The sequence below is a fragment of the Streptomyces sp. NPDC001904 genome (assembly GCF_040297005.1).
Classification (GTDB): Bacteria; Actinomycetota; Actinomycetes; order Streptomycetales; family Streptomycetaceae; genus Streptomyces.
On record NZ_JBEOYI010000010.1, the window covers coordinates 1 to 23321 of the forward strand.

A 23321-nucleotide genomic window follows, 5' to 3' on the forward strand; every position below is an offset into this window, starting at 1 on the left:
CCCCCATCTTCGACCTGGTCGACTACGGCGTCGTGGGCGACCTCTTCGACGTCGTGCCCCAGCTCACCGAAGAGGTCAAGACCCGCAAGGGCTGAACCTGTTCGGCCGAGAACGGCCGCCGACGGGGCCGCGTGGTGTTCTGCACCGCGCGGCCCCGTCCGCGTACCGGGACCCGGGAAGATGACCATTGACCTGGACTACGACGACGGTTAACTTCGCTATACGGATTGTTGATTCCGTGAAGTGGAAACATTGAGCGTATGGAGGGTGCACGAATGGGTCAGCAGGAGAAGGTGTCGACGAGCCTCGCGGGCGCGGTCAGCGAGGGCATCAGCGCCTCACTCGCCCCGGTCGACGCGGAGCTCGCGCGCCGGTACCCGGGAGACCCCGGCACCCGCCAGCCGGTCCACACGGTCTACGTCCCCGGTGACGCCTTCGACGCGGGCACCCTGCGCTCCTGGGGCGACCAGGCGCTCGCGCAGCTCGACGAGCACGCGCCGGACGCCGCGTCGTTCGCCGCCGTCCTCGGCCTCTCCGACGACCTCGCCGAGCCCGTCTACAGCCGCGTACGCGCGAAGCTGGAGCGGGAGCCCGTCGAGGACCTGCGGGTCGACTTCGAGGACGGCTACCGGCCCGCATCCTCGGCCGACGAGGACGAGACGGCCGCGCGGGCCGCGCGCGTGATCGCCGAGGCGTACACGAACGGCACGGCCGCCCCGTACATGGGCATCCGCATGAAGTGCATGGAGGACGCCGTCCGCGACCGCGGCATCCGCACCCTCGACATCTTCCTCACCGGTCTCATGGAGCACGGGGGCCTGCCCGAAGGCCTGGTCCTCACGCTGCCCAAGGTCACGTACCCGGAGCAGGTCACGGCCATGGTCCGGCTTCTCGAGGCCTTCGAGAAGCAGCACGGCCTCGACGCCGGGCGGCTCGGGTTCGAGATCCAGATCGAGACCAGCCAGTCCATCCTCGCCGCCGACGGCACCGCCGCGGTGGCCCGCATGATCGACGCCGCCGAGGGCCGCGCGACCGGACTGCACTACGGCACCTTCGACTACAGCGCCTGCCTCGGCGTCTCCGCCGCGTACCAGGCCAGCGACCACCCCGCCGCCGACTACGCGAAGGCCGTCATGCAGGTCGCCGCCGCCGGTACCGGGGTGCGGGTCTCCGACGGCTCCACGAACGTGCTGCCGGTCGGGCCCACCGCGAAGGTCCACGACGCCTGGCGCCTGCACTACGGCCTGACCCGCCGCGCCCTCGCCCGCGCCTACTACCAGGGCTGGGACATGCACCCGGGTCACATCCCGACCCGCTACGCGGCCGTGTTCGCCTTCTACCGCGAGGGCTTCGAGCAGGCCGCCGCCCGCCTCGCCGCCTACGCCAGCCAGTCCACCGGCGACATCGCCGACGAGCCCGCCACCGCCAAGGCCCTCGCCGGGTACCTGCTGCGCGGCCTGGACTGCGGCGCCCTCGACAACGGCGAGGTCGCCCGCCGCGCCGGCCTGACCCGCGCCGATCTGGAGGGCTACGCGGCCCCGCGCCGCGGCGACCTCACGGCGACCGCCGAGTAGGACGCGTCCGCGCACACACGACCTCTGCCCTTTCCCGGTGACGGCCGGGGGAGGGCAGCGGTCGTGCGGTCAGCCGAGCAGGGCGGGCAGTTCGCGCATGTCGTGGAAGACGACGGTGTCCACCCCCTCCAGCTGTCCGGCGGGGGTGAGCCCGCCGGCGTACCCGAAGGAGCGCATGCCCGCCGAGCGGGCGGCCCGTACACCGGGTCCGCTGTCCTCGATCACCGCGCAGGCCGCCGGGTCGACGCCCATGCGCCGGGCGGCGTGCAGGAAGAGGTCGGGAGCGGGCTTGCCCCGGCCGACCTCCGAGGCGCTGAAGATCCGTCCCGCGAAGTGGTCGTACAGTCCCGTGCGGCCCAAGGTGTGCCGCATCTTGTCGTGCGAGCCGCTGGAGGCCACACAGGTCGGCAGGGTGATGCCGTCGAGCGCCTCGCGGATCCCGTCGACGGCTACCAGGCCGGAGTCCACCGCCTCCCGGTGGAGCTCCTCGAACCGCTTCGACCACAGCGCGGCCCTCTCCTCACCCAGCCGAGCGGCGACCTGCGCACGGATGTCGGCGTGCGAGCGCCCGATGAACCGGGCGACGACGTCCTGCGCCGTCAGCGGCCGGCCCAGCTCGCCGCCGAGGGCGACCTGCACGGCGACAGCGAGGCGTTCGCTGTCGACCAGCACTCCGTCGCAGTCGAACATCACGAGTTCGAAGGGCCTGATCATCTCCGCAGCACAGGGAGTGGCGACCGGAGCGGATCCGGCCGCCCGGGTCAACGCTCAGGCAGCGGGCGGCAGTTCGCCCGAGCCGCGGCGGATCAGACGGGTCGGCAGTTCGATGCGCTCCGGCAGCAGCGTCGCCCCGTCCAGCTGCCGGAACAGCCGCTCGGCCGCGGTGCGGCCCAACTGCGCGGCGTCCTGCGCCACCACTGTCACGCCCGGCTGGAGCAGATCGCCGAGCTCGATGTCGTCGAAGCCCACCAGGGCCACGGCCCGGTCGAGTTCGGCGAGGACACGGATCACGGTGACGGTCACGCGGTTGTTGCCCGCGAAGATCGCGGTGACCGGGTCGGGACCCTTGAGCATCTCCTCGGCGGCCCGGCGCACGCGCTCGGGATCGGTGACCCCCAGCGACATCCAGCGGTCCGCGACCGGTATCCCGGCGTCCTCCATGGCCGCCCGGTAGCCCCGCAGCCGCTCGGCCGCCGTGTGGATGCGCGGCTGGTCGCCGATGAAGCCGATCCGGCGGTGACCGCCCGCGATCAGGTGCGCCACTCCGTCGCGAGCGCCGCCGAAGCTGTCGGAGAGGACGCAGTCCGCGTCGATCCGCCCCGCGGGACGGTCCACGAACACCGTCGCGACCCCGGCAGCGATCTCCGGCTCCAGATACCGGTGGTCGTCCCCGGCCGGGATCACCACCAGACCGTCGACCCGGCGCGCGCACAGGGCGAGCACCAACTCCTGCTCGCGGTCCGGGTCCTCGGCACTCGACCCGTTGATGAGGAGCGCGCCGTGCGCCCGCGCGACCTCCTCCACGGCCCGGCTGAGCGGTCCGTAGAACGGGTCCGCCAGATCCTCCAGGACCAGCCCGATGCTCGCCGTACGGCCCTTGCGCAGCACCCGCGCGCTGTCGTTGCGCCGGAAGCCGAGGGCCGCGATGGCCTCCTGCACGCGCCGCTCGGTGTCGGGCGTGACCCCGGCCTCACCATTGACGACACGGGACACCGTCTTGAGGCCCACTCCGGCGCGCGCGGCGACGTCCTTCATGGTCGGGCGATTGCCGTAGCGGTTCTCGGTGCGGCGGGCGGTGCGGTCCACTATGCGCTGTCCTGTCCTGTCGTCGCTGCCGTCGAGGCGGTGGCCCGGAACGGGCGAAGAGCGACCGTTCATCGGGTTCATCATGCTGTACCGGCTGCCGTACGAGCATGTGGCGTCGAGCATAGGGCCTGGACAACGTTGTCAGATGCGGGAGAGACTGTCCACCGCTTTCCTGAGCCTTCCTACAGTGGGCTTCTGTGAACTGCCCCTTTCTCCCCTTTCCCGCAGGAGACCAGACACTGATGCACACGGACCTCGTCGCCGCGCTCGACATCGGCGGCACCAAGATCGCCGGCGCCCTGGTGGACCACCAGGGTCGTATCCTCGCGCGGACCCAGCGACCCACCCCCGCGCAGGAGAACGGCGAGACGGTGATGGGCGCGGTCGAGGCGGTGCTCGCCGAGCTGACGGCGTCCGAACTGTGGCCAAGGACCGGGGCCGTCGGCATCGGCAGCGCGGGGCCCGTGGATCGCTCGGCGGGCACGGTCAGCCCGGTCAACGTGCCCGGCTGGCGTGCGTTCCCGCTCGTCGAGCGGGTCCGGTCGGCCACCGGCGGGCTCCCGGTCGAACTGGTCGGCGACGGCGTGGCGATCACGGCGGCGGAACACTGGCAGGGAGCGGCGCGCGGCCACGACAACGCGCTGTGCATGGTCGTCTCCACCGGCGTCGGCGGCGGCCTGATCCTCAACGGTCAGCTCCACCCCGGCCCCACCGGCAACGCGGGCCACATCGGCCACATCAGCGTCGACCTCGACGGCGACCCGTGCCCCTGCGGCGCGCGCGGCTGCGTCGAGCGCATCGCCTCGGGCCCGAACATCGCCCGGCGCGCCCTGGCCGACGGCTGGGTGCCGGGTCCGGACGGCGACACGACCGCCGCGGCCGTGGCCGCCGCCGCCCGCGCGGGCGACCCGGTGGCGGCCGCTTCCTTCGCGCGGGCCGCGCAGGCGCTCGCCGCGGGGATCGCCGCGACCGCGACGCTCGTCGAGGTGGACATCGCGGTGATCGGCGGAGGCGTGGCGAAGGCGGGCGACGTCCTGTTCGACCCGCTCCGCCGTGCCCTGCGCGACTACGCCACCCTCTCGTTCGTCCAGCGGCTGACCGTCGTTCCCGCCTCGATGGGCACGGACGCCGGGCTCGTGGGGGCCGCGGCCGCGGCGCTGCGGGGCGGGAGCGCGGTCGACGAGGCGCGTCGGCAGGCCGTCTGACGGCACGCGGCGCGGGGTTGTCCGGGGGCGCCCCCTACGGGCAGGACTCGCCGGACTTGACGGCCTTGAACGTCACCGGCTGCCCCGTCACCTTGGCTCCGGCGGCAGGCGTCTGCGAGCACACCTGCCAGGTGGAGTCCAGGAAGACGAACCGGTCCTTCCCGCTCGCGTCCTCGACGTCGATCGACGTGCTCGCGTCCAGCGCCGCGCGAGCCGCCTTCACGCTCTTGCCCTTGAAGTCGGGCATCGTGCCGCCGGTCTTCGCCGGAGCCTGCCCGTCCTTCGCCGGGCACGCCTCCGCCGTCTTCACCGCGCCGAGGTCGAGCATCGTCGTCGTGGCCACCGTCGTGCCCGCCGCGACGGACTGGCTGCACACCTTCCAGTCCCGGTCGGTCGCCTGCGTGCGGCCCCGGCCGAGCGCGTCGTGCGTGGTCAGGATGGCGAACCCCGCCGCCTCCGCCTCGTCCTGCGCGGACCGCAGGCCCATGCCGACGAACTTCGGCACCGCCTCCTTCTTCCCGGCCGCGGGAGCGCTCGCCGAGGGGGACGCGGGGGCCACGGTGCCCGGCGAGAGCGTCGGCGTCCGAGACGGCTTCGAACGCGCCGTGTCCGCGCCGCCGCAGGCGACCAGGGTCGCCGCGGCAGCGGAACAGAGTATGACGGTGCTGAGGACGCGGGTGCGCACGGATTCCCCCCGAGTGATGCCGGTACAGGCGCAACACGTTAAGCGGGAGCGTCCCCGAGCGTCACCTCAGGGCCTCCTCCACCGTCGGCACGGGGCACAGCACCTCGGTGAGCCGGGACATCGCGATGATGCGCAGCGTCAGCCGGTGCCGGCACACGACGGTGACGCGGCCGCCCCGTTCCAGCGCCCGCCGGTGCGTTCTGACCAGCAGGGTGAGGCCCGAGCAGTCGAAGAACGTGGTCGCGGTGAGATCGACCGCGACGACGCGGTACGGGCCGGCCGCGACGGTGTCGAGGAGGGGAGTCAGCCGGTGGAGAGCCAGCAGGTCGATGTCTCCGCCGAGTTCGACGACGGCGCAGTCGTCGATCGTGCGGACCACGGCGGGATGTACGGCGTTGTCGGGATCGGCCGTACCCGCCAGGACGTCGCAGCCGCCGAAGAGTCCGTCGTCCCCGGAATCTCCGAAGTCGTCGGACAGATAGTCCTGTTGATTGCCTTGCCGCATCGGGCCCCCCGGGCCTGAGCACCTGTCCGACCCGGAGAGTCGGCCACTCTGGCGCGAACGAAACATTGGTGGTGGAACGAACCGCATGGTCGCCGGGGGCTGGGGCGCCTGGTCGGACACCGTATCGGGGAGGAGTGAGGTCACGTGGTGCCGTAACGATTCCCGATAGCTCGCATCACTTGATGAGGTGAATTAAATACAAAACGCTTGACACTAAAGGTGTGAGACTGAGGAAAAAGCGGTGACAGGAGGGGTGCCTTGGAGACAGCGCGGGACGTGTCGGGTGCGGAGGACGGGGAGGTCGACGAGCGGCCGTTCATCGACACCGCACTGGTACGGAATCTTCTCGACCGTCAGTTTCCACAGTGGGCACGACTGCCGCTCACGCCCGTCGTTCCCGGCGGCTCCGATCATGTCATCCACCGGCTCGGCGAGGAGCTGGCCGTGCGACTGCCCCGGCACTCCGGAGCCGTCGGGCAGGCGGAGAAGGAGCGGGACCGGCTGCCCGGCCTCGCGCCACGCCTGCCGCTCGCCGTGCCCGTCCCCGTGGCGGTGGGGCTGCCCGCGCTCGGGTATCCCTGGTCGTGGGCGGTGACCCGGTGGCTGGGCGGCGAGGTCGCGACCGTCGAGGGCCTCGGGGACTCCACCGGGGCGGCCCGTGAACTCGCCGCCTTCCTCAGGGCGTTGCAGGCGGTGGACCCGCACGTCGCCGGACCTGCCGAGGCGCGGGAGACGCTCGCCGACCGGGACGCGGCGACCCGGGCCGCGATCGCCCGCGCGGCCGACGCCTTCGACGCCCGGGCGATGACCGCGCTGTGGGACGCGGCCCTCGACGCCCCGGCCTGGCCCGGGCCGCCCGTGCTGTGCCACGGCGACTTCCACACCGGCAACCTGCTCACCACCGACGGCCGGCTCAGCGCGGTCATCGACTTCGGCAACCTGGGAGCGGGAGACCCGGCCGCCGATCTGATGATCGCCTTCACGCTGCTGTCGCCGCGCTGTGCCACGGTGTTCCGTGCCGCCCTCGGGGTGGACGACGCGACCTGGCTGCGCGGGCGCGGCTGGGCCCTGACCTCCGGCCTGATCGCCTACACGGCGTACGCCGCCGACAGTCCGCGGATCGCCGCGGCCACCACCCGGCAGATCCGGGCGGCCCTGGAGGACGGGCCCTGAGCGTGCCCCCTGCTCCGGCACGGCGGGCGCCGGGCGCGGCGGTGTCCGCGATGCACACCCCGTGTGAATCCCGCGCCGCGACAGCGTGTGCGCACACGGCTGCGCCGCCCCGCCGACTGCGCTTGACTGCGGGGCAGGAAAGACAGCGGAAGGCCGGAAGCGGGCCGACCGTCGGCCGTCGGGCAGCGGCCGGCGCGACGCCCCGGGTCCTTCCGCGCGCGGCTCCGGAGTCTCCCCCCGATGTCCGGAGGCGCACGGGCGATGCGGCTTCCGCATCCGCCCCTTACGGATGACCCGCCCACCGTGACGTCGCCGAGACACCCGAGGCGGTGGGCGGGCGCCGTTCGTGGCGCTTCGGGAGCCGCGTCGGCCCGGTGTGCCGAAGTTCCGCTCAGGGCAGCGCGGTCGGCGTGGTGGACCCCGTCCCGCGTCTCCGGTGGCTGCCACGCGCGGCGGGCCCCTCCGCTCGTCGCCCGATATTCGCTGCCGTCCCGGACGATCACGGTGCAGACTCGCCCCGTGGAAGACCTTGGGGCGTTCAGAGACGCGGTGGCGCGGTGGGCCGCCGGTGGTCCGGGTGGGCCGGCGGGAGAGCTGGGCCGCCGGCTCGGGCTGCGGACGGCGGTGCTGGTCGAGGGGGCCAGCGATCTCGCCGCCGTGGAGACCCTCGCCGCCCGCCGTGGCCGGGACCTGGCCGCCGACGGGGTGTGCGTGGTCGCGATGGGCGGTGCCATGAGCGTCGCCCGCTACGCGGAACTCCTCGGGCCGCCCGGCCTCGGTCTGCGGCTGACGGGACTGTGCGACGCGGGGGAGCGGGACTTCTTCACGCGCGGTCTGGAACGGGCCGGTGCGCCGCCCCGCGACTTCTTCGTGTGCGCCGTCGACCTGGAGGACGAGCTGATCCGCGCGCTGGGCACCAGCGCCGTCGAGGACGTCTTCCGGGCGGAGGGCGATCTGAGGTCCTGGCAGATCTTCCTGACCCAGCCCGCCCAGCGCGGCCGCCCCCGCGAACAGCAGGTGCGGCGCTTCCTGAGCACCAAGAAGGGGCGCAAGATCCGCTACGGCGGACTCCTGGTCGCCGCCCTCGATCCGGCCCGGGTGCCCGCGCCGCTCGACGGCCTGCTCAAGAGCGTCTGAACCGGCCGTGCGAACACCCTCATCAGCGCCGGGTTTCCCCGGCAGGGTGTTGCGGGCAAGCCTCAGGGGGCCGACCGAAGAGGGGGAACCGTGATCGTCTGGGTCAACGGGGCGTCCCGTGCTGGCAAGACCACAGCCGCGCGCGAATTGATCGACCTGATCCCCAACTGCACGCTCTTCGACCCCGAGGAGATCGACGCCGAACTGGAGCGGCTGCTGCCGCCCAAGCGGCTCGCCGAGGTCAGCGACCATCAGGACCTGCCGATCTGGCGGCGGCTCGTCGTCGACACGGCGGCGGCCCTCCTCGCCGAACTCGGCGGGGTCCTCGTGGTGCCGATGGGGCTCATGCGGCAGGAGTACCGCGACGAGATCTTCGGCGGGCTCGCCGCCCGGCGGATCCCTGTGTGCCATGTGGTCCTTGCTCCAGGTGAAACGATCCTGCGCAGCCGTGACCCGAGTGGCGAGGCGCCCGCCGACATCGAGCCCTACCGTGCCGCGCTCGCGGGCTGGCTCGCCGCGGACGCCTATGTCGTCGACAACGGCGCGCTGTCCCCGCACGACACCGCCGTGCGCATCGCCGCCGCCGTGCGGACCGGCGAGGCGACCCCCTGCGACATCGTGCAGACCGCCGAGCCCACCGCCGAGACGGTCGCCGCGGGTGTGCTCCTCTTCGACGAACAGGACCGGGTCCTCCTCGTCGACCCCACCTACAAGCCGGGCTGGGAGTTCCCCGGCGGAGTCGTCGAGCCGGGCGAGGCGCCCGCGCGGGCCGGCATGCGGGAGGTCCTGGAGGAGACCGGCATCCAACTCATCGACGTGCCGACCCTGTTGGTCATCGACTGGGAGCGGCCCGTGCCTCCCGGCTTCGGCGGTCTGCGGCTGCTCTTCGACGGAGGCCGGCTCGACAGCGACGTGGCGGCCCATGTGCTGCTGCCAGGACCGGAGTTGAGGGACTGGCGGTTCGTCGACGAGGCCGAGGCGGCCGGACTGATGCCGCCCGTACGGTACGAACGCCTGCGCTGGGCCCTTCGCGCCCGCGAACGAGGTGCGGCGCACTACCTGGAGGCCGGTGTCCCACTCGGCTGAGCGGCGGCTCGACAGGCGTCGCCTCTTTGCCAACGCCCGTGATTTTCAATGGAATTACTAGGACAGAACGTCATCGTTCTGGTATGGCACGACCGCGTACGCCGGGACGTGATGGTCTTACCGTGAAGGCGCAGCTCACCTCTTGCGGTTCACAGCCGCCTCACCGAGCCGGACTGTCAGCCGGCTGAACGGAGGGACATGCGTGCGCCTTCATCGACCGTCGCCAAGGGCCTGACGCTCGCCGCCGGACTCACTCTCTTGCTCACCGCGTGCAGCAGCGGCTCGGGCGGGAACGGCAACGGCACAAGCTCGTCCGCGGGACTGACCTCGTGCAGCTCCCAGGGCAAGGCCAATACGTGCAACTCCGGGGAGCGCAAGTCCGGAGGAACGTTCACCTACACCATCGAGAAGAACATCCAGGCCTGGAACATCGAGGACTCGAACGGCAACACCTTCGAGAACAGCGAGGCCATGACCGCCGTGCTGCCCCAGGTCTTCGTGCCGCAGCCGGACTTCAGCCTCAAGCTCAACACCGACTTCGTCACCTCGGCGGAGCAGACGAGCGCGAGCCCCCAGACCTTCGTCTACAAGATCAACCCCAAGGCGCGGTGGAACGACGGGACGCCGATGTCGGCCGACGACTTCGTCTTCCTGTGGCGCACCATGAACGGCAAGGACTGCCCGCCGCCGCCCGCGAGCGACGACAGCCAGACCAAGGGCTGCCTGCCCTGGTCCACCTCGGGCTGGGACCGCATCAAGTCGGTCACCGGATCCGACGGCGGCAAGACCGTCACCGTCGTCATGGACAAGCCGTACTCCGACTGGAAGTCCTTCTTCGGCGGCGGCTACGGCCTGTACCCGGCCCATGTCGCGGAGAAGGCGGCCGGAGCCGCCGCGGGTGCCGCCGACAAGATGACGGCCGCTCAGCTCACCAAGGGCTGGCAGTACTTCATGAAGACGCCACCCAGCCGGTACGCCACCGGCGGGCCGTACAGGATGACGGAGTGGAAGGACAACGACCACGCCACCTTCGAGCCCGACGCCAAGTGGTACGGGAAGACGAAGCCGACGCTCGACCGGCTCATCCTCAAGGTCATCTCGGACGCCACCCAGGAGCCGACGGCCCTGAAGAACAACGAGGTCCAGGGCATCTATCCGCAGCCCCAGGTGGATCTCGTCAACCAGATCAAGGACATCCCGAACGTCTCGTACACCATCGGCGAGGGCCTGCAGTGGGAGCACTTCGATCTCAATCTGCACAACCCCGTGATCGGCAAGTACAAGGCGCTGCGCCAGGCGATGTTCACGTCGATCAGCGTCAAGGACATGGTCGACAAGACGGTCGGACAGTTCGACAAGAACGTCAAGCAGCTCGGCAGCCACATGCTGATGCCCGGGCAGTCCGGCTACCAGGACGTCGTCACCGGCACCGGGCAGGGCTCCGGTGACCTGGCGAAGGCGAAGAAGCTGCTCACCGACGCCAAGTTCACCGGTGTCGGATCCGGTCTGAAGACCCCGGACGGCAAGGCGGTGGGTCCGTTCAACTGCCGCTACACCACCGGCAACGCGATCCGGCAGAGCGAATGCCAGATCCTCCAGTCCGCCCTCTCGGACCTCGGCATCAAGGTGACGATCAAGCCGATCGGCGCCGCCGACCTCGGCACGGTGCTCACCGGCCACCAGTACGACATCATCGTCTTCGCCTGGGTGCAGGGCCCGACGCCGACGTCCAACGCCCAGGGCACCTGGTCGACCGGACAGGCGAGCAACTACGGCGGCTACAGCAACAAGCAGGTCGACAAACTGCTGAACGACTCGGTGGGGCAGACCGACAACGCCAAGGCCATGTCGATGCTCACCCGGGCCGACAAGATCATGACGGATGACGCGTACGTGCTGCCGCTGTACCAGAAACCGACGTTCTTCGCGGTGCAGGACCGCTTCGTCGGCATGCGGAACAACGCGACCATCATCGGTCCGCCGTACAACGTCGCCGAGTGGGGCCTGAGGAAGTAACTCCTCACAACAACCCCCGCTCGGAACAACGACAGTTCGGTCCCGGCGGTCCGCCGCCGGGACCGTCCACCGCCACCCGAGGAGTCCTGCATGTTCGCCTACGCGGTGCGACGGGTCCTCGTCTCGATCCCCGTCCTGATCGCCTCGACGTTCATCGTGTTCCTGGTCGTCGTGAACGCCGGCGATCCCGTCGCCAACTTCGCCACCTCCCGCAACCCGGCCCCCACCAAGGCCGCCGTCGCCTCCTTCGCCCGGCACATCCACGCCGACCAGCCGGTCGTGGAGCGCTACTGGAACTGGATCGTCGGCGTCCTGCACGGACAGTGGGGGCCGTCCGTCGACCCCAACCTCGACATCGGGCACGACCTGTTCACCCGTTTCCGGGTGACCTTGATCCTCGTCGTCGCGTCGATGCTGCTCGCGCTGGTGCTCGCCGTCGTCTTCGGGGTGTACAGCGCGGTGCGACAGTACTCGCCCTCCGACTACGTCATCACCTTCGCCGGCTTCCTCTTCCTGTCGATGCCCGTCTTCTGGTTCGCGGTCCTCCTCAAGCAGGGCGGCATCTGGTTCAACGACCAGACCGGCTCCGCCTTCCTCGGCACCATCGGCGACCGCTCCGCGTACCTGGAGGTCGACACCTTCGGCAACCAACTGAGCGACCGCATCGGACACTTGGTACTGCCCGTCATCACCCTGGCACTCGTGTCGTTCGCGTCCTGGACCCGCTACACCCGCGCCTCGATGCTCGAGGTCCTCGACTCCGACTACGTGCGCCTGGCCCGCGCCAAGGGGATCCGCCGCCGCAAGGTCCTCACCCACCACGCCCTGCGGACCGCCCTCATCCCGCTCACCACGGTCACCGCCCTCGACGTGGCCTCCCTGCTCGGCGGCGTCGTCATCACCGAGACCATCTTCCAGTGGCACGGCCTGGGCGAGATGCTGGTCGACGCGGTCACCAAGGTGGACGTCTACCGCACCATGGCGTGGCTGCTGCTCTCCGCGGTGATCGTCATCGTCTTCAATCTCGTCGCCGATCTGCTGTACGCCGTACTCGACCCGAGGATCCGTTATGACTGACACCACTCAGGCGGCGGGCGCGGCGGGCGGCGAACTCCCGCACGCCGGTGACGAGTTCACGGTCAAGGAGCGGACCCAGACCCAGCTGGTGCTCCGGCGCTTCGTGCGGCACCGCGCGGCGATGGCCAGCCTGGTGATCTTCGTGCTCATCGTGCTGTGGGCGTTCATCGGGCCGCACCTGTGGCACTACTCGTACCAGAAGTACACGCCCGACAACTCCCAGCCTCCCTCCGCGAAGCATCCGTTCGGCACGAACTCCTCCGGCTACGACGCGTACGCACAGGTGATGCGCGGCACCCAGACCTCACTGAAGATCGCCATCATGATCGCGGTCGGTTCGACCCTCGTCGGCGCGGTGTGGGGAGCCGTCGCCGGGTTCTACCGCGGTGTCGTCGACGCGGTGATGATGCGGATCTCCGACCTGATCCTCACTCTGCCGCTGCTCGCCATCGCCCTGGTCATCTCCGCCCGCAGCGGCGGCAGTTGGTACTGGATCGCCCTCGTCGTGGCCGGACTCACCTGGGCCTACGTCTCACGTGTCGTGCGCTCGACCGTGCTCTCGCTGCGCGAGAAGGAGTTCGTGGAGGCGGCCCGGGCGCTCGGCGCGTCCGACACCCGGATCATCTTCCGGCACCTGCTGCCGAACGCGCTGGGACCGATCATCGTCAACGCCACGATCCTCGTCGCCACCGGCATCCTCGTCGAGACGGCCCTGTCCTTCCTCGGCTTCGGCGTGCAGCCGCCGGACACCTCGCTCGGACTGCTCGTCTCCCAGGCGCAGACGGCCGTCGACACCCGGCCGTGGCTGTTCTACATCCCCGGTGCGTTCATCATCGCGATCGCGCTGACCATCAACTTCATCGGCGACGGGTTGCGCGACGCGTTCGACCCCCGACAGCAGAGGGTGCGCCAATGACCGTGTCCGGCAGGTCCGCCGACGGGCGGCCCGAGCCCACGCTGCCCACCGAGGACACCGTCCTCGAAGTGGACGGCCTGCACGTGGAGTTCCCCACCGAGGACGGTCTCGTACGGGCCGTGCGCGGCGTCGGCTACCGGCTGGAGCGGGGCGAGTCGCTGGGCATCGTCGGCGAGTCCGGGTCCGGCAAGTCGGTGACCGCGCTCGCCGTGATGGGCCTGCTGCCGAAGACGGCACGGGTGGCCGGCTCGGTGCGCTTCCAGGGCACCGAACTGCTCGGTCTCGGCGACTCCGCGCTCTCCGACATCCGCGGCAGCGGGATCGCCATGATCTTCCAGGACCCCATGACCTCGCTCAACCCCGTCCACACGGTGGGCCACCAGATCGAGGAGGGGCTGCTGCGGCACAACGCGGGCCTGTCGAAACAGGCCGCGCGCGACCGTGCCGTCGACCTGCTCGGCACCGTCGGCATCCCGCACCCCGCCCGGCGCGTCGACGACTATCCGCACGAACTCTCCGGCGGGATGCGCCAGCGCGTCGTGATCGCCATCGGGATGGCCAACGACCCGGCCGTCATCATCGCCGACGAACCCACCACCGCGCTCGACGTCACCGTGCAGGCGCAGATCCTCGACGCACTGGAGACCGCGCGGGCCGAGACCGGCGCCGCCCTCGTCCTCATCACCCACGACCTCGGCGTCGTCGCCGGGCACACCGACCGGGTCGCCGTCATGTACGCCGGGCGCGTCGTCGAGACCGGCTCCGTGGAGGACATCTTCTACACGCCCCGCATGCCGTACACCCTGGGCCTGCTGGGCTCCCTGCCCCGGATGGACCGGGCGGAGGAGCGGCTCACCCCGATCGCCGGATCGCCGCCGTCCCTGCTGAACCTGCCGCCGGGCTGCCCCTTCGCACCGCGCTGCCCGATGCGCGAGGACGTGTGCGACCGCGACGAACCCGCACTGCGCACGACCGCTCACGCCGGACACCTCAGCGCCTGCCACTTCACCGAACGGCTGGTCGACACCGCCCCGGACGAGGTGTTCGAGCCGACGGGCGCCGACGCGACGGCCCTGGCGCGGATGGCCGGCGGCGACGCGCCCGACGACAGCCCGGCCGACCCGGCCGGCCCACGAGAGGACCCCGCATGACGACGGCAAAGGACTCCGCATGACGACGGCCGCCGGGACCGAGCCGGTCCTCCGGGTCCGTGACCTGGTCAAGCACTTTCCCGTCCGCTCGCGCGGCATCGTGCGGCGCACCGTCGGCGATGTGCACGCCGTCTGCGGAGTCTCCTTCGACCTGTACGCCAATGAGACCCTCGGCCTCGTCGGCGAGTCCGGCTCCGGCAAGACCACGACGGCCCGTACCCTGCTCAACCTGGAGCGAGCCACCTCGGGCAGCGTCACCTACCGGGGTCGAGAGCTGACGTCGCTGAGCCGCCGTCACATGCGGCCGCTGCGCGAGGACCTGCAGATCGTCTTCCAGGACCCCTACGCCTCGCTCGACCCGCGCGTCTCCGTCCACGAGATCGTCGCCGAACCCCTGCGCATCCACGGCCGGTACGACGACGCCGGCCGCGCCGACGTCCGGGAGCTGCTGCGCCTCGTCGGGCTCAACCCCGAACACGGCAACCGCTTCGCCCACGAGTTCTCCGGCGGACAGCGCCAACGCATCGGCATCGCACGGGCGTTGGCGCTGCGGCCCAAGGTCGTCGTCCTCGACGAACCGGTCTCCGCGCTCGACGTCTCCATCCAGGCGGGCGTCCTCAACCTGCTGATGGACCTCCAGTCCGAGCTGGGCCTGTCCTTCCTCTTCGTGGCGCACGACCTCTCGGTGATGCGGCACGTCGCCCACCGGGTGGCCGTCATGTACCTGGGCCGGATCGTCGAACTCGCCCCGACACGCGAGCTGTTCGCCCGCCCCGCGCACCCCTACACCCAGGCCCTGATCTCCGCGATCCCGCTGCCCGACCCGCGCAAGGAGCGGGCCCGCCACCGCATCACCGTGCAGGGCGACGTGCCGAGCCCCATCCGCCCGCCCAGCGGCTGCCGGTTCCGCACCCGCTGCCCCAAGTTCGCCGACCAGCTCACGGAGGAGGAGCGGACGGCGTGCGTGGAGCGGACCCCGGAGCTGACCGACCGGGGCAGTGGCAACCCCGTCGCCTGCCACTACGCCCAGCCGCTCGAACTGCTCTGACGGTCAAGCGGATCGATACGGCGCCGCGGCCTTCCCGAGCACCGCGCCCGCGTTCTCCGTCACCGGATCGCCGTGCCCGAAGCAGGCCACCTCGCTCGGCAGCGCGGCGAGCCGGGCGAAGGAGGCGACGGCCCGCTCCCGGTCCAGGTTCAGCACGCCCAGCATGATCTGCCCGTCGACCGGTGACGCGGCGATCGCGTCGCCGGTGAACAGCACGCCGTGCGCGGGCAGATGCACGGCGATCGACCCGTCCGTGTGCCCCGGCGCGCCGACGATCCGCGCCCCGTCACCGAAGTCGAGCGTGTCCCCGTCGTCCAACTCCCGCACGACGGACGGCAGATCGGGCTCCGGCAGTGGCGCCGGGAGCTGGGCCAGGGCCTGCGCGTGCAGCGGCCGCTCCCAGTCCTCGTACACCGGCGGCGGTCCCTTTGCCTCGCCCCGTACGAACGGCGCGTCCAGCCGGTGCGCGTACACCTCGGCGCCGCTGAGCCGGGCGAACTCGGCGGCGCCGCCCACATGGTCCTCGTGGAAGTGGGTGAGCACGATGCGCCGCACGTCCTCGGGAGCATGCCCCCAGGCACGTACGGCATCGGCGATCGGCAGGCCCGCGCCGGGCGCACCCGCGTCGATCAGGGTGAGCCCGGCGTCGTCCCGCCACAGATAGGCCTGCCCCACGGGGAAGCGCAGCAGCCGCAGCCGCGGGGTGACGTCGTAGGCGTCGATGAGGTCGTAGGTCGTCATGCGGCGACCGTACGAGCCGCGGGCTCCGGGCCGCGTGTCTCTCGGCCCAGAGCAGAGAGCCCTTCCGGGCGGTCAGCGCGCGGCGGCGTACTTCTGCAGGAACAGCGCCTCCGCCACCGACAGGCGCTCCAGCTCCTGCGGCGACACCGATTCGTTGGCCGCGTGGATCTGCGCCTCCGGCTCGCTCAGCCCGATCAGCAGGATCTCCGCCTCCGGGTAGAGCGAGGCGAGGGTGTTGCACAGCGGGATCGAGCCGCCCTGGCCCGCGTACTGCATGTCCTGGCCGTCGTACGCCTCGGCCATGGCGTCCGCCAGCGCGGCGTACGCGGGGCTCTTGGTGTTCGCCCGGAACGGCTGGCCCTGGCCGACCTGCTCGACCGACACGCGGGCGCCCCACGGCGTGTGCGCCTCGATGTGCGCCGTCAGCAGCTTCGTCGCCTCGGCGGAGTCGAAGCCCGGCGGCACCCGCAGGCTGACCAGCGCGCGGGCGCCGGCCTGCACGGACGGCGTGGCGCCGACGACCGGCGGGCAGTCGATGCCGAGCACGGTCACGGCCGGGCGCGCCCAGATCCGGTCGGCGACCGTGCCGGAGCCGATCAGCCCGACCCCGTCGAGCACCTTGGCGTCGGACCGGAACGCGTCCTCCTCGTACTGCAGACCCGGCCACGACTCCGCGGACTCCAGGCCGTCGATCGTCGTGGAACCGTCGGCGGCCCGCAGCGAGTCCAGTACGCGCACCAGCGCGGCCAGCGCGTCGGGCGCGGCCCCGCCGAACTGGCCCGAGTGCAGGTTCCCTTCGAGGGTGTCGATCTGCACGCGCACCAGGGTCATCCCGCGCAGCGTCGCGGTCGCCGTCGGCAGGCCCACCCGGAAGTTGCCCGCGTCACCGATGACGATGGTGTCGGCGGTCAGCAGCTCCGGGTGCTGCTCGGCGTAGCGCTCCAGACCGCCGGTGCCCATCTCCTCGGACCCCTCGGCGATCACCTTGACGCCCACCGGCACTCCGCCGTTCGCCTTCAGCGCGCGGATCGCCAGCAGGTGCAGCAGCACACCGCCCTTGCAGTCGGCGCTGCCGCGCCCGTACCAGCGGCCGTCCTCGCGCTCGGTGAGCTCGAAGGGGGGCGTCACCCACGCCTCCTCGTCCAGCGGTGGCTGCACGTCGTAGTGCGCGTACAGCAGGACCGTGGGCGCGCCCTGCGGTCCGGGCAGGTGGCCGTAGACCGACTGCGTGCCGTCGGGGGTGTCGAGCAGCGCCACGTCCTCGAAGCCCTCGGCGCGCAGGGCGTCCGCGACCCAGTTGGCCGCGCCCTCGCTCTCGCTCTTCGGATACTGATCGAAGTCCGCCACCGACTTGAAGGCCACCAGCTCGGCCAGCTCCGCCTTGGCGCGGGGCAGCAGGGAGGCGACGGTTCCGGCGATCGGATGCGGCGACATGGGCACGCTCCTCGTAGGTGCGACGTTGTACAGGGGGTATCGATGATCCTCCCACAGAGGGTCACGGCGCCGCCCGCCGTAGGATGCCTGGGAAACGTGCGGCAGGCGGCTGAAGACGGAGCAGTAGACCATCGTGAGCAGCGAGAATCCCGAGAGTGCGACGGGCAACGACATGGGCGACGAGCGGGACATGAGCGTGTGGGACGTCGTGGTCGTGGGCGCGGGCCCCGCCGGCGCCTCCGCCGCGTACGCGGCCGCGGTCGCCGGACGCCGCGTGCTGCTGTTGGAGAAGGCGGAACTGCCGCGCTACAAGACGTGCGGCGGCGGCATCATCGGGCCGTCCCGCGATTCCCTGCCACCCGGCTTCGACCTGCCGTTCAAGGACCGGATCAACGCGGTCACGTTCTCCCTCAACGGCAAGTACACGCGGACGCGCCGCTCGCGCAGCATGCTGTTCGGGCTCATCAACCGCCCGGAGTTCGACGCCCAGCTCGTCGAGCACGCGCAGAAGGCGGGCGCGGAACTGCGCACCGGTGTCACGGTCACGCGGGTCGAGCAGCACGGCTCCGCCGTGCCCGACCGGCGGACCGTCGCGGTCGTGCTCCAGGACGGCGAGACGGTGTTCGCGCGTGCCGTGGTCGGCGCCGACGGCAGTGCCAGCCGGATAGGAGCACATGTCGGGGTCAAGCTGGACCAGGTCGACCTCGGCCTGGAGGCGGAGATCCCGGTGCCGGAGACGGTCGCCGAGGACTGGCGCGGCCGGGTCCTCATCGACTGGGGCCCGATCCCGGGCAGTTACGGCTGGGTCTTCCCCAAGGGCGACACGCTCACCGTCGGCGTCATCTCGGCGCGCGGCGAAGGCGCCGCCACGAAGAAGTACTTGGAGGACTTCATCGCACGCCTGGGGCTCGCCGGATTCGAGCCCGCGGTCTCCTCCGGGCACCTGACGCGCTGTCGGGCCGACGACTCGCCGCTGTCGCGCGGTCGGGTTCTGGTCTGCGGCGACGCGGCCGGGTTGCTCGAGCCGTGGACCCGCGAGGGCATCTCCTTCGCCCTGCGCTCGGGCCGGCTCGCGGGGGAGTGGGCGGTGCGCGTCGCCGAGTCCCACGACGCGGTGGACGCCCGCCGCCAGGCCCTGAACTACGCGTTCGCCATCAAGGCGGGCCTGGGCGTCGAGATGGCCGTCGGCAAGCGCATGCTGGGCGTGTTCGAGCGCAAGCCGGCCCTGCTGCACGCGGCCCTGACGGGGCTGCGCCCGGCGTGGAACGCGTTCGCGAGGATCACCCGGGGTTCGTCCTCCCTGGGCGAGCTGGTGCGGACGCACCCGATGGCGGGACGGGCACTGAACCGGTTCGAGCGCTGACGCGCCCGGAGCTCCCCGCGCCGGGACCGGGTGTGCCGGTCCCGGTCCCGGTGGCGGTCCGGGTGGCGGTGGGCGAGGCGGCGCGTGGTGCAGGGGTCAGTCGGCCACGGTGATCCGGAAGACCGGGTGGTCGGGGGAGGCCGCGGAGAGCTCGGCGTCCGACGACGTCGCCGTGACGCCCTTGAAGTACTCGTTGACCTGCCAGCCCCAGCGCTCCAGGTAGGTGCGCAGGACGGCGCGCTTCAGGTCGTCGTCGGCGAGCTCGACGGCCTCGAAGGTGCGGACCTTGCGGCCCACGCGCAGCTCGCCGCCGCCCGCAGCCAGCATGTTCTTCACCCACTGGGAGTGGCCGCGCGCCGAGACCAGGTACTGGGCGCCCTCGTACGTGTGCGGGTTCACCGGGATCCGCTGCATCTGGCCGCTCTTGCGGCCGCGCACCGAGAGTTCGGCGGAGCCCGCGAGGCTGAGGCCGCGCCGGGCCAGCCAGCCGATCACCTTGTTGAGACGGATCGTGGTCGGGCTGCCCTTGAGGTAGTAGGGCTCGGACTGTGCGGTCATGGTGACCCCCAGGAGGAGTGCCGGCGGTGCTCCAAAGTGTGAGCACTGCTCTCGCTTAAGAGCAGTGTGCACGAGATTGGTGCTCCATTGCAAGAGCAGTGCTCTCTTTTTTGTGCATCGCTCCGAAGTGTGTGCACCGCTCCGCCGGCGTGGAAGACTGGACCCATGAGTACGAGCCGCACCACGCAAGGAGCCCGCGCCCGCGCCCGGCAGGAGATCACCGCCGCGATCAAGGACGAGGCGCGCAGACAGCTCGCCGTCGATGGCGCCACCAAGCTCTCGCTGCGCGCCGTCGCCCGCGAACTCGACATGGTCTCCTCGGCCCTGTACCGCTATTTCCCCAGCCGGGACGAGCTGCTGACCGCGCTCATCATCGACGCCTACGACTCGTTGGGGGAGGCCGCCGAGCACGCCGACGCGGCCCGGCTGCCGACGGCGACCGCGGCCCAGCGCTGGGTCACCGTATGCCGGGCCGTCCGCGAGTGGGCCCTCGCCCGTCCGCACGAGTACACCCTCATCTACGGCTCCCCGGTGCCGGGCTACACCGCGCCGATGGCGACCGTCGAGGCCGCGTCACGGGTCGGGCTGCTGCTCATCGGCATCGTCCGGGAGGCGTACGAGGACAAGGGCGTGGCCCTGCCGAAGCTTCCGCCCGCGCTGCGTCCGGAGGCCGAGCGGATCGCCGCCGACATCGCCCCCGACCTGCCGCCCGAGATCATGGCCGCACTGATCGCGGCGTGGGCGCAGCTGTTCGGGCTCATCGGTTTCGAGCTGTTCGGCCAGTTCAACCGGGTCGTCGAGGACCGGGCCACCTTCTTCGACCACGCCGTGGCACAGCTCGCGCACAGTGTGGGGCTCGTGAAGTGACGTCGGCGGGCCGCGGGGCGAGCCGGGTACTCCGTGGGGAGTACGTGTGATCACCACGCCCGGCTGACGCCCCTGACGGCCCGTGGCCCTTAGCGTGGCCGCATGGACGAGCAGCACGAGCGGGCCGGCGGCCGGCCCAGGACGCGGGGCGGACCACCGTGGGGGCGCGGCGGCCCGCCGTCGTGGGCGCCGGGGCCCTCCTGGTGGAACCGCGCCGACGGCGGCCGCCTGCCCTGGCGCTCCACGGTCTTCGTCACCGTGCTCGTCCTGGGCGGTTCGACCATGGCCGCGCACGGCCGGGCGGGCGAACGGGTCGGCCTCGACCCGTTCGCGTACCTGCTCCTCGTCCTGGCCTCGGTCCAGCTGCTGTGGCGGCAGCGGTACCCGGTCGCGGTCGCCTACGGCACGGCCCTGTGCGCCACGGCGTACCTGGCGGCCGGATATCCGTACGGGCCCGTGTTCCTCCCCGTCGCACTGGGGTGCTTCGCCGCGATCGTCGCAGGGCGCCGGTACGCGGCCTGGGGGGCCGTCGCCCTGCTCTGGGCCGGGCACCTGCTGGTCGGGCACTGGCTGTACCGGTACCTGCCGCCCTCCGGCGACGGACCCGCGGCCTGGGGGCAGGAGGGGATCGTCGCGGCGTGGGTGCTCGCGGTGGTCGCCGTCGCCGAGCTGGTCCGGGTGCGGCGCGAGCAGTGGGCGCAGGCACGCGCCGAGCGGGAGCGGGCGGCGCGGCGGCGGGCCGACGAGGAGCGGCTGCGCATCGCCCGGGACTTGCACGACGTGCTGGCCCACTCCCTCTCCGTCATCAACGTCCAGGCGGGAGTGGGGCTCGCGCTGCTCGACTCCGATCCGGAGCAGGCGCGTACGGCACTGACGACGATCAGGGACGCAGGAAAGGAGGCGTTGGGCGAGGTGCGACAGGTCCTCGACACGCTGCGGGCGCCCGGCGAGGCCCCGCGAGCCCCCGCCCCCGGACTCGACCGGCTGCCCGAGCTCGTGGAGCAGGCGGCCGGGGCCGGCCTCACCGTCGACGTCGGCACCGGCGGGAAGCGGGTGACGCCCGCGCCGGGCGCGGACCTCGCCGCGTTCCGGATCGTGCAGGAGGCCCTGACCAACGTCGTACGGCACTCGGAGTCCCGCCGCGCGCGCGTACAACTCGATTACCGGCGGGATGTGTTGACGGTGACCGTCGACGACGATGGGCCCGCGAGCCACGCCGCCGCGGGCGGCAGCGGCAACGGTCTCGCCGGGATGCGCGAGCGCGCCGCCGCCCTCGGTGGCACCATCGAGGCGGGGCCGCGTCCCGACGGCGGCTTCCGGGTCGTCGCCGAACTGCCCCTCGCCCCGCCCGCCCCGCGCTCGGAGGACTCCCGGTGATCCGCGTACTGCTCGCCGACGACCAGTCGCTCGTCCGTGCCGGGTTCCGGGCGCTGCTCGACGCGCAGAGCGACATCGAGGTCGCCGCCGAGGCCGCCGACGGGGAGGAGACCGTCCGCCTGGTGCGCGAGCTGCGCCCCGACGTCGTCCTGATGGACATCCGGATGCCGCTGCTCGACGGCCTCGCGGCGACCCGCCGGATCGGCGCCGACCCGGCACTCGCGGCGGTGAAGGTGGTCGTGCTCACCACCTTCGAGCTCGACGAGTACGTCTTCGAGGCGATCCGCTCCGGTGCGTCCGGCTTCCTCGTCAAGGACACCGAACCGGACGAACTGCTGCGCGCCGTACGGGCCGTGGTGCACGGCGACGCGCTGCTGTCGCCGGGCGTGACCCGGCGCCTCGTCGCCGAGTTCGCGGCGCGTTCCAAGGAGCCCGCCGGTGCCGTGTCGCTGGCGGGGCTGACCGAGCGGGAGCGGGAGGTGATGGCACTCGTCGGGATCGGCCTGTCGAACGGGGAGATCGCCCGGCGCCTCGTCGTCAGCCCGCTCACGGCGAAGACCCACGTCAGCCGAGCCATGGTCAAACTCGGCGCCCGCGACCGGGCCCAACTCGTCGTCCTCGCCTACGAGTCGGGGCTGGTCCGACCCAGATGGCTCGGCTGAGCGGCCCGCTTTCGGGTTCCAAGGGCTGTCCCGCAAGGTAGAGGCGGGCGATTGAGAGACCGAGAGGTTCGCCGCTTATCCTTTTGTTGTGCAGCAGCCTCGGGATCCGTCGAGTGTCTCCAACGCTCTGGTGGCAGCTTTTCCGACCCGTCTTGCCGGTGACGTGCAGAGTGTCCTGGCGGTCATGCCGGAGGCCAGGCTCGCGCCGATGATGCCCTTCGAGGTCGAGGTGCAGGGCGAGACCGTCGCCATCCCGTCGCGCATCTACAACGAGGAGCCGAGCGTCGACTCTGAGCGGCCGCCCCTGGCCGGAACTCAGAAGGTGATTCTGCACTGCCTGTACTCCCGGCACAGTGATGGCCGGGTCCGCCAGCGACACGTTGAGCAGATTGCGGCATCGGGCGAGCCGTGGGTGGTGCCGTTCGTGGTGCAGTTGGCCGGCGAATACGTGCTGGAGATCCTCGAGGCGATCGGCCGGGGTATCCCCGAACTCCGCGTCCCGGGCTCAGCCAAGCGCCGCCTCTACGGGGAGTTCATCGCCCGGAATCCGGCCTTCTTCGCGCGCACGGAGCGGCGCGTGGTGAGCTACTGGTCGTGCTACTACCGCTGGAAGTACGGCGCGTTTGGGACGTATCCCGGGTGCGTCCTTCTGGAATCGTTCCGGGCCGCAGTGGTGGAACAGGTGGGCGCGCAGTGGCCGCGGCACACGCCGCACCCCGTTGGCGGACGCGGGTGAAGGACCTGCCTGAGTTCCGCCGTCATGCCGGTCGGCCTGGCGGGTCTCATCGGTGGTGCTCATAAGCACCCAACGCGTGCGGTCGGGGTCGAGGTGTGCGGCCGCCGCAGGCGGTGTCGTGCCACACGGGTGCCGGCGCCGTGTCGTTGGGCTTGGATCGTGGGCTGCATGAGCACTCAGCAGGAGCGGCAGCCGGCCGACGAG

Annotated in this window: 22 protein-coding genes; 15 read left to right on the top strand and 7 right to left on the bottom strand. The window is 71.6% G+C overall.

Annotation, left to right across the window (positions count from 1 at the left end; genetic code table 11):
- Positions 1 to 275 precede the first annotated feature (275 nt).
- On the top strand, positions 276 to 1574 hold the full coding sequence (locus tag ABT127_RS18120; RefSeq protein WP_351451191.1) for a DUF6986 family protein: 1299 nt from the start codon (positions 276 to 278) through the stop codon (positions 1572 to 1574).
- 69 nt (positions 1575 to 1643) lie between these two features.
- On the opposite strand, the gene ABT127_RS18125 is transcribed toward ABT127_RS18120, so the two are convergent.
- A complete protein-coding gene (locus tag ABT127_RS18125) occupies positions 1644 to 2288 on the bottom strand; it encodes an HAD family hydrolase (protein WP_351450612.1) in 645 nt (214 codons plus the stop codon).
- 54 nt (positions 2289 to 2342) lie between these two features.
- Positions 2343 to 3452: a LacI family DNA-binding transcriptional regulator gene (locus tag ABT127_RS18130; protein ID WP_351450615.1), complete on the bottom strand. Its 1110-nt coding sequence runs from the start codon at positions 3450 to 3452 to the stop codon at positions 2343 to 2345.
- 170 nt (positions 3453 to 3622) lie between these two features.
- Here ABT127_RS18130 and ABT127_RS18135 point away from each other — a divergent pair, with 170 nt between their 5' ends.
- Entirely contained in the window at positions 3623 to 4585 is a 963-nt protein-coding gene (locus ABT127_RS18135; RefSeq protein ID WP_351450618.1) for an ROK family protein, read from the top strand.
- A gap of 34 nt (positions 4586 to 4619) precedes the next feature.
- Here the strand turns inward: ABT127_RS18135 and ABT127_RS18140 are convergent, their stop codons facing one another.
- Both ABT127_RS18140 and ABT127_RS18145 read right to left on the bottom strand, forming a co-directional pair.
- Positions 4620 to 5270, bottom strand: a complete 651-nt coding sequence (locus ABT127_RS18140; RefSeq protein WP_351450620.1) for a PASTA domain-containing protein — start codon at positions 5268 to 5270, stop codon at positions 4620 to 4622.
- A gap of 61 nt (positions 5271 to 5331) precedes the next feature.
- Positions 5332 to 5775 (bottom strand): STAS domain-containing protein, encoded by a 444-nt coding sequence (locus ABT127_RS18145; RefSeq protein WP_351450622.1) that lies wholly within the window; start codon positions 5773 to 5775, stop codon positions 5332 to 5334.
- Positions 5776 to 6033: 258 nt separating this feature from the next.
- On the opposite strand from ABT127_RS18145, the gene ABT127_RS18150 reads away from it, so the two are divergent.
- The 8 genes from ABT127_RS18150 to ABT127_RS18185 all read left to right on the top strand — a co-directional run bounded on the left by ABT127_RS18150 (position 6034) and on the right by ABT127_RS18185 (position 15379).
- Positions 6034 to 6948 carry an aminoglycoside phosphotransferase family protein gene (locus ABT127_RS18150; protein ID WP_351450625.1) on the top strand — a complete coding sequence of 305 codons (915 nt, stop codon included), beginning with the start codon at positions 6034 to 6036 and terminating at the stop codon, positions 6946 to 6948.
- Between the two features lie 519 nt (positions 6949 to 7467).
- Positions 7468 to 8085, top strand: coding sequence for a TOPRIM nucleotidyl transferase/hydrolase domain-containing protein (locus ABT127_RS18155; protein WP_351450627.1), 618 nt, complete (start codon positions 7468 to 7470; stop codon positions 8083 to 8085).
- 90 nt (positions 8086 to 8175) lie between these two features.
- The gene (locus ABT127_RS18160; RefSeq protein WP_351450630.1) at positions 8176 to 9171 is read left to right on the top strand and encodes an NUDIX domain-containing protein; all 996 of its coding nucleotides are present in this window, start codon (positions 8176 to 8178) and stop codon (positions 9169 to 9171) included.
- Positions 9172 to 9369: 198 nt separating this feature from the next.
- On the top strand, positions 9370 to 11187 hold the full coding sequence (locus tag ABT127_RS18165) for an ABC transporter family substrate-binding protein (protein ID WP_351450633.1): 1818 nt from the start codon (positions 9370 to 9372) through the stop codon (positions 11185 to 11187).
- Positions 11188 to 11277: 90 nt separating this feature from the next.
- Positions 11278 to 12264, top strand: a complete 987-nt coding sequence (locus ABT127_RS18170) for an ABC transporter permease (protein ID WP_351450636.1) — start codon at positions 11278 to 11280, stop codon at positions 12262 to 12264.
- A complete protein-coding gene (locus tag ABT127_RS18175) occupies positions 12257 to 13180 on the top strand; it encodes an ABC transporter permease (protein ID WP_351450639.1) in 924 nt (307 codons plus the stop codon). Before ABT127_RS18170 ends, ABT127_RS18175 begins: the two co-directional genes overlap by 8 nt.
- Positions 13177 to 14331, top strand: a complete 1155-nt coding sequence (locus ABT127_RS18180) for an ABC transporter ATP-binding protein (RefSeq protein ID WP_351450642.1) — start codon at positions 13177 to 13179, stop codon at positions 14329 to 14331. The genes ABT127_RS18175 and ABT127_RS18180 overlap by 4 nt, the downstream gene beginning before the upstream one ends.
- Positions 14332 to 14350: 19 nt before the next feature.
- Positions 14351 to 15379, top strand: a complete 1029-nt coding sequence (locus ABT127_RS18185) for an ABC transporter ATP-binding protein (RefSeq protein WP_351450645.1) — start codon at positions 14351 to 14353, stop codon at positions 15377 to 15379.
- Between the two features lie 3 nt (positions 15380 to 15382).
- Here the strand turns inward: ABT127_RS18185 and ABT127_RS18190 are convergent, their stop codons facing one another.
- Positions 15383 to 16120 (bottom strand): MBL fold metallo-hydrolase, encoded by a 738-nt coding sequence (locus ABT127_RS18190; protein WP_502971727.1) that lies wholly within the window; start codon positions 16118 to 16120, stop codon positions 15383 to 15385.
- A 72-nt stretch (positions 16121 to 16192) separates the two neighbouring features.
- Positions 16193 to 17554, bottom strand: coding sequence for a dipeptidase (locus ABT127_RS18195; RefSeq protein WP_351450646.1), 1362 nt, complete (start codon positions 17552 to 17554; stop codon positions 16193 to 16195).
- A 172-nt stretch (positions 17555 to 17726) separates the two neighbouring features.
- Here ABT127_RS18195 and ABT127_RS18200 point away from each other — a divergent pair, with 172 nt between their 5' ends.
- On the top strand, positions 17727 to 18917 hold the full coding sequence (locus tag ABT127_RS18200; protein ID WP_351451195.1) for a geranylgeranyl reductase family protein: 1191 nt from the start codon (positions 17727 to 17729) through the stop codon (positions 18915 to 18917).
- Positions 18918 to 19013: 96 nt separating this feature from the next.
- Here the strand turns inward: ABT127_RS18200 and ABT127_RS18205 are convergent, their stop codons facing one another.
- Positions 19014 to 19475: a nitroreductase family deazaflavin-dependent oxidoreductase gene (locus tag ABT127_RS18205; protein WP_351450648.1), complete on the bottom strand. Its 462-nt coding sequence runs from the start codon at positions 19473 to 19475 to the stop codon at positions 19014 to 19016.
- A gap of 165 nt (positions 19476 to 19640) precedes the next feature.
- Between ABT127_RS18205 and ABT127_RS18210 the strand changes: the two genes are divergently transcribed.
- From ABT127_RS18210 to ABT127_RS18225, 4 genes are all read left to right on the top strand, one after another.
- On the top strand, positions 19641 to 20342 hold the full coding sequence (locus ABT127_RS18210; protein WP_351450650.1) for a TetR/AcrR family transcriptional regulator: 702 nt from the start codon (positions 19641 to 19643) through the stop codon (positions 20340 to 20342).
- Between the two features lie 102 nt (positions 20343 to 20444).
- Positions 20445 to 21719 carry a sensor histidine kinase gene (locus tag ABT127_RS18215; RefSeq protein ID WP_351450653.1) on the top strand — a complete coding sequence of 425 codons (1275 nt, stop codon included), beginning with the start codon at positions 20445 to 20447 and terminating at the stop codon, positions 21717 to 21719.
- The gene (locus ABT127_RS18220) at positions 21716 to 22381 is read left to right on the top strand and encodes a response regulator (protein WP_351450656.1); all 666 of its coding nucleotides are present in this window, start codon (positions 21716 to 21718) and stop codon (positions 22379 to 22381) included. Before ABT127_RS18215 ends, ABT127_RS18220 begins: the two co-directional genes overlap by 4 nt.
- Positions 22382 to 22469: 88 nt before the next feature.
- The gene (locus ABT127_RS18225) at positions 22470 to 23117 is read left to right on the top strand and encodes a hypothetical protein (RefSeq protein ID WP_351450659.1); all 648 of its coding nucleotides are present in this window, start codon (positions 22470 to 22472) and stop codon (positions 23115 to 23117) included.
- Positions 23118 to 23321 lie beyond the last annotated feature (204 nt).

Excerpts from the sequence above, each read along its gene's own strand:
- ABT127_RS18120 (WP_351451191.1), top strand. The coding sequence starts at position 276 with ATGGGTCAGCAGGAGAAGGTGTCGACGAGCCTCGCGGGCGCGGTCAGC.
- ABT127_RS18125 (WP_351450612.1), bottom strand. The coding sequence starts at position 2,288 with ATGATCAGGCCCTTCGAACTCGTGATGTTCGACTGCGACGGAGTGCTG.
- ABT127_RS18130 (WP_351450615.1), bottom strand. The coding sequence starts at position 3,452 with ATGAACGGTCGCTCTTCGCCCGTTCCGGGCCACCGCCTCGACGGCAGC.
- ABT127_RS18135 (WP_351450618.1), top strand. The coding sequence starts at position 3,623 with ATGCACACGGACCTCGTCGCCGCGCTCGACATCGGCGGCACCAAGATC.
- ABT127_RS18145 (WP_351450622.1), bottom strand. The coding sequence starts at position 5,775 with ATGCGGCAAGGCAATCAACAGGACTATCTGTCCGACGACTTCGGAGAT.
- ABT127_RS18165 (WP_351450633.1), top strand. The coding sequence starts at position 9,370 with ATGCGTGCGCCTTCATCGACCGTCGCCAAGGGCCTGACGCTCGCCGCC.
- ABT127_RS18170 (WP_351450636.1), top strand. The coding sequence starts at position 11,278 with ATGTTCGCCTACGCGGTGCGACGGGTCCTCGTCTCGATCCCCGTCCTG.
- ABT127_RS18175 (WP_351450639.1), top strand. The coding sequence starts at position 12,257 with ATGACTGACACCACTCAGGCGGCGGGCGCGGCGGGCGGCGAACTCCCG.
- ABT127_RS18180 (WP_351450642.1), top strand. The coding sequence starts at position 13,177 with ATGACCGTGTCCGGCAGGTCCGCCGACGGGCGGCCCGAGCCCACGCTG.
- ABT127_RS18185 (WP_351450645.1), top strand. The coding sequence starts at position 14,351 with ATGACGACGGCCGCCGGGACCGAGCCGGTCCTCCGGGTCCGTGACCTG.
- ABT127_RS18190 (WP_502971727.1), bottom strand. The coding sequence starts at position 16,120 with ATGACGACCTACGACCTCATCGACGCCTACGACGTCACCCCGCGGCTG.
- ABT127_RS18195 (WP_351450646.1), bottom strand. The coding sequence starts at position 17,554 with ATGTCGCCGCATCCGATCGCCGGAACCGTCGCCTCCCTGCTGCCCCGC.
- ABT127_RS18200 (WP_351451195.1), top strand. The coding sequence starts at position 17,727 with ATGGGCGACGAGCGGGACATGAGCGTGTGGGACGTCGTGGTCGTGGGC.
- ABT127_RS18205 (WP_351450648.1), bottom strand. The coding sequence starts at position 19,475 with ATGACCGCACAGTCCGAGCCCTACTACCTCAAGGGCAGCCCGACCACG.
- ABT127_RS18210 (WP_351450650.1), top strand. The coding sequence starts at position 19,641 with ATGAGTACGAGCCGCACCACGCAAGGAGCCCGCGCCCGCGCCCGGCAG.
- ABT127_RS18215 (WP_351450653.1), top strand. The coding sequence starts at position 20,445 with ATGGACGAGCAGCACGAGCGGGCCGGCGGCCGGCCCAGGACGCGGGGC.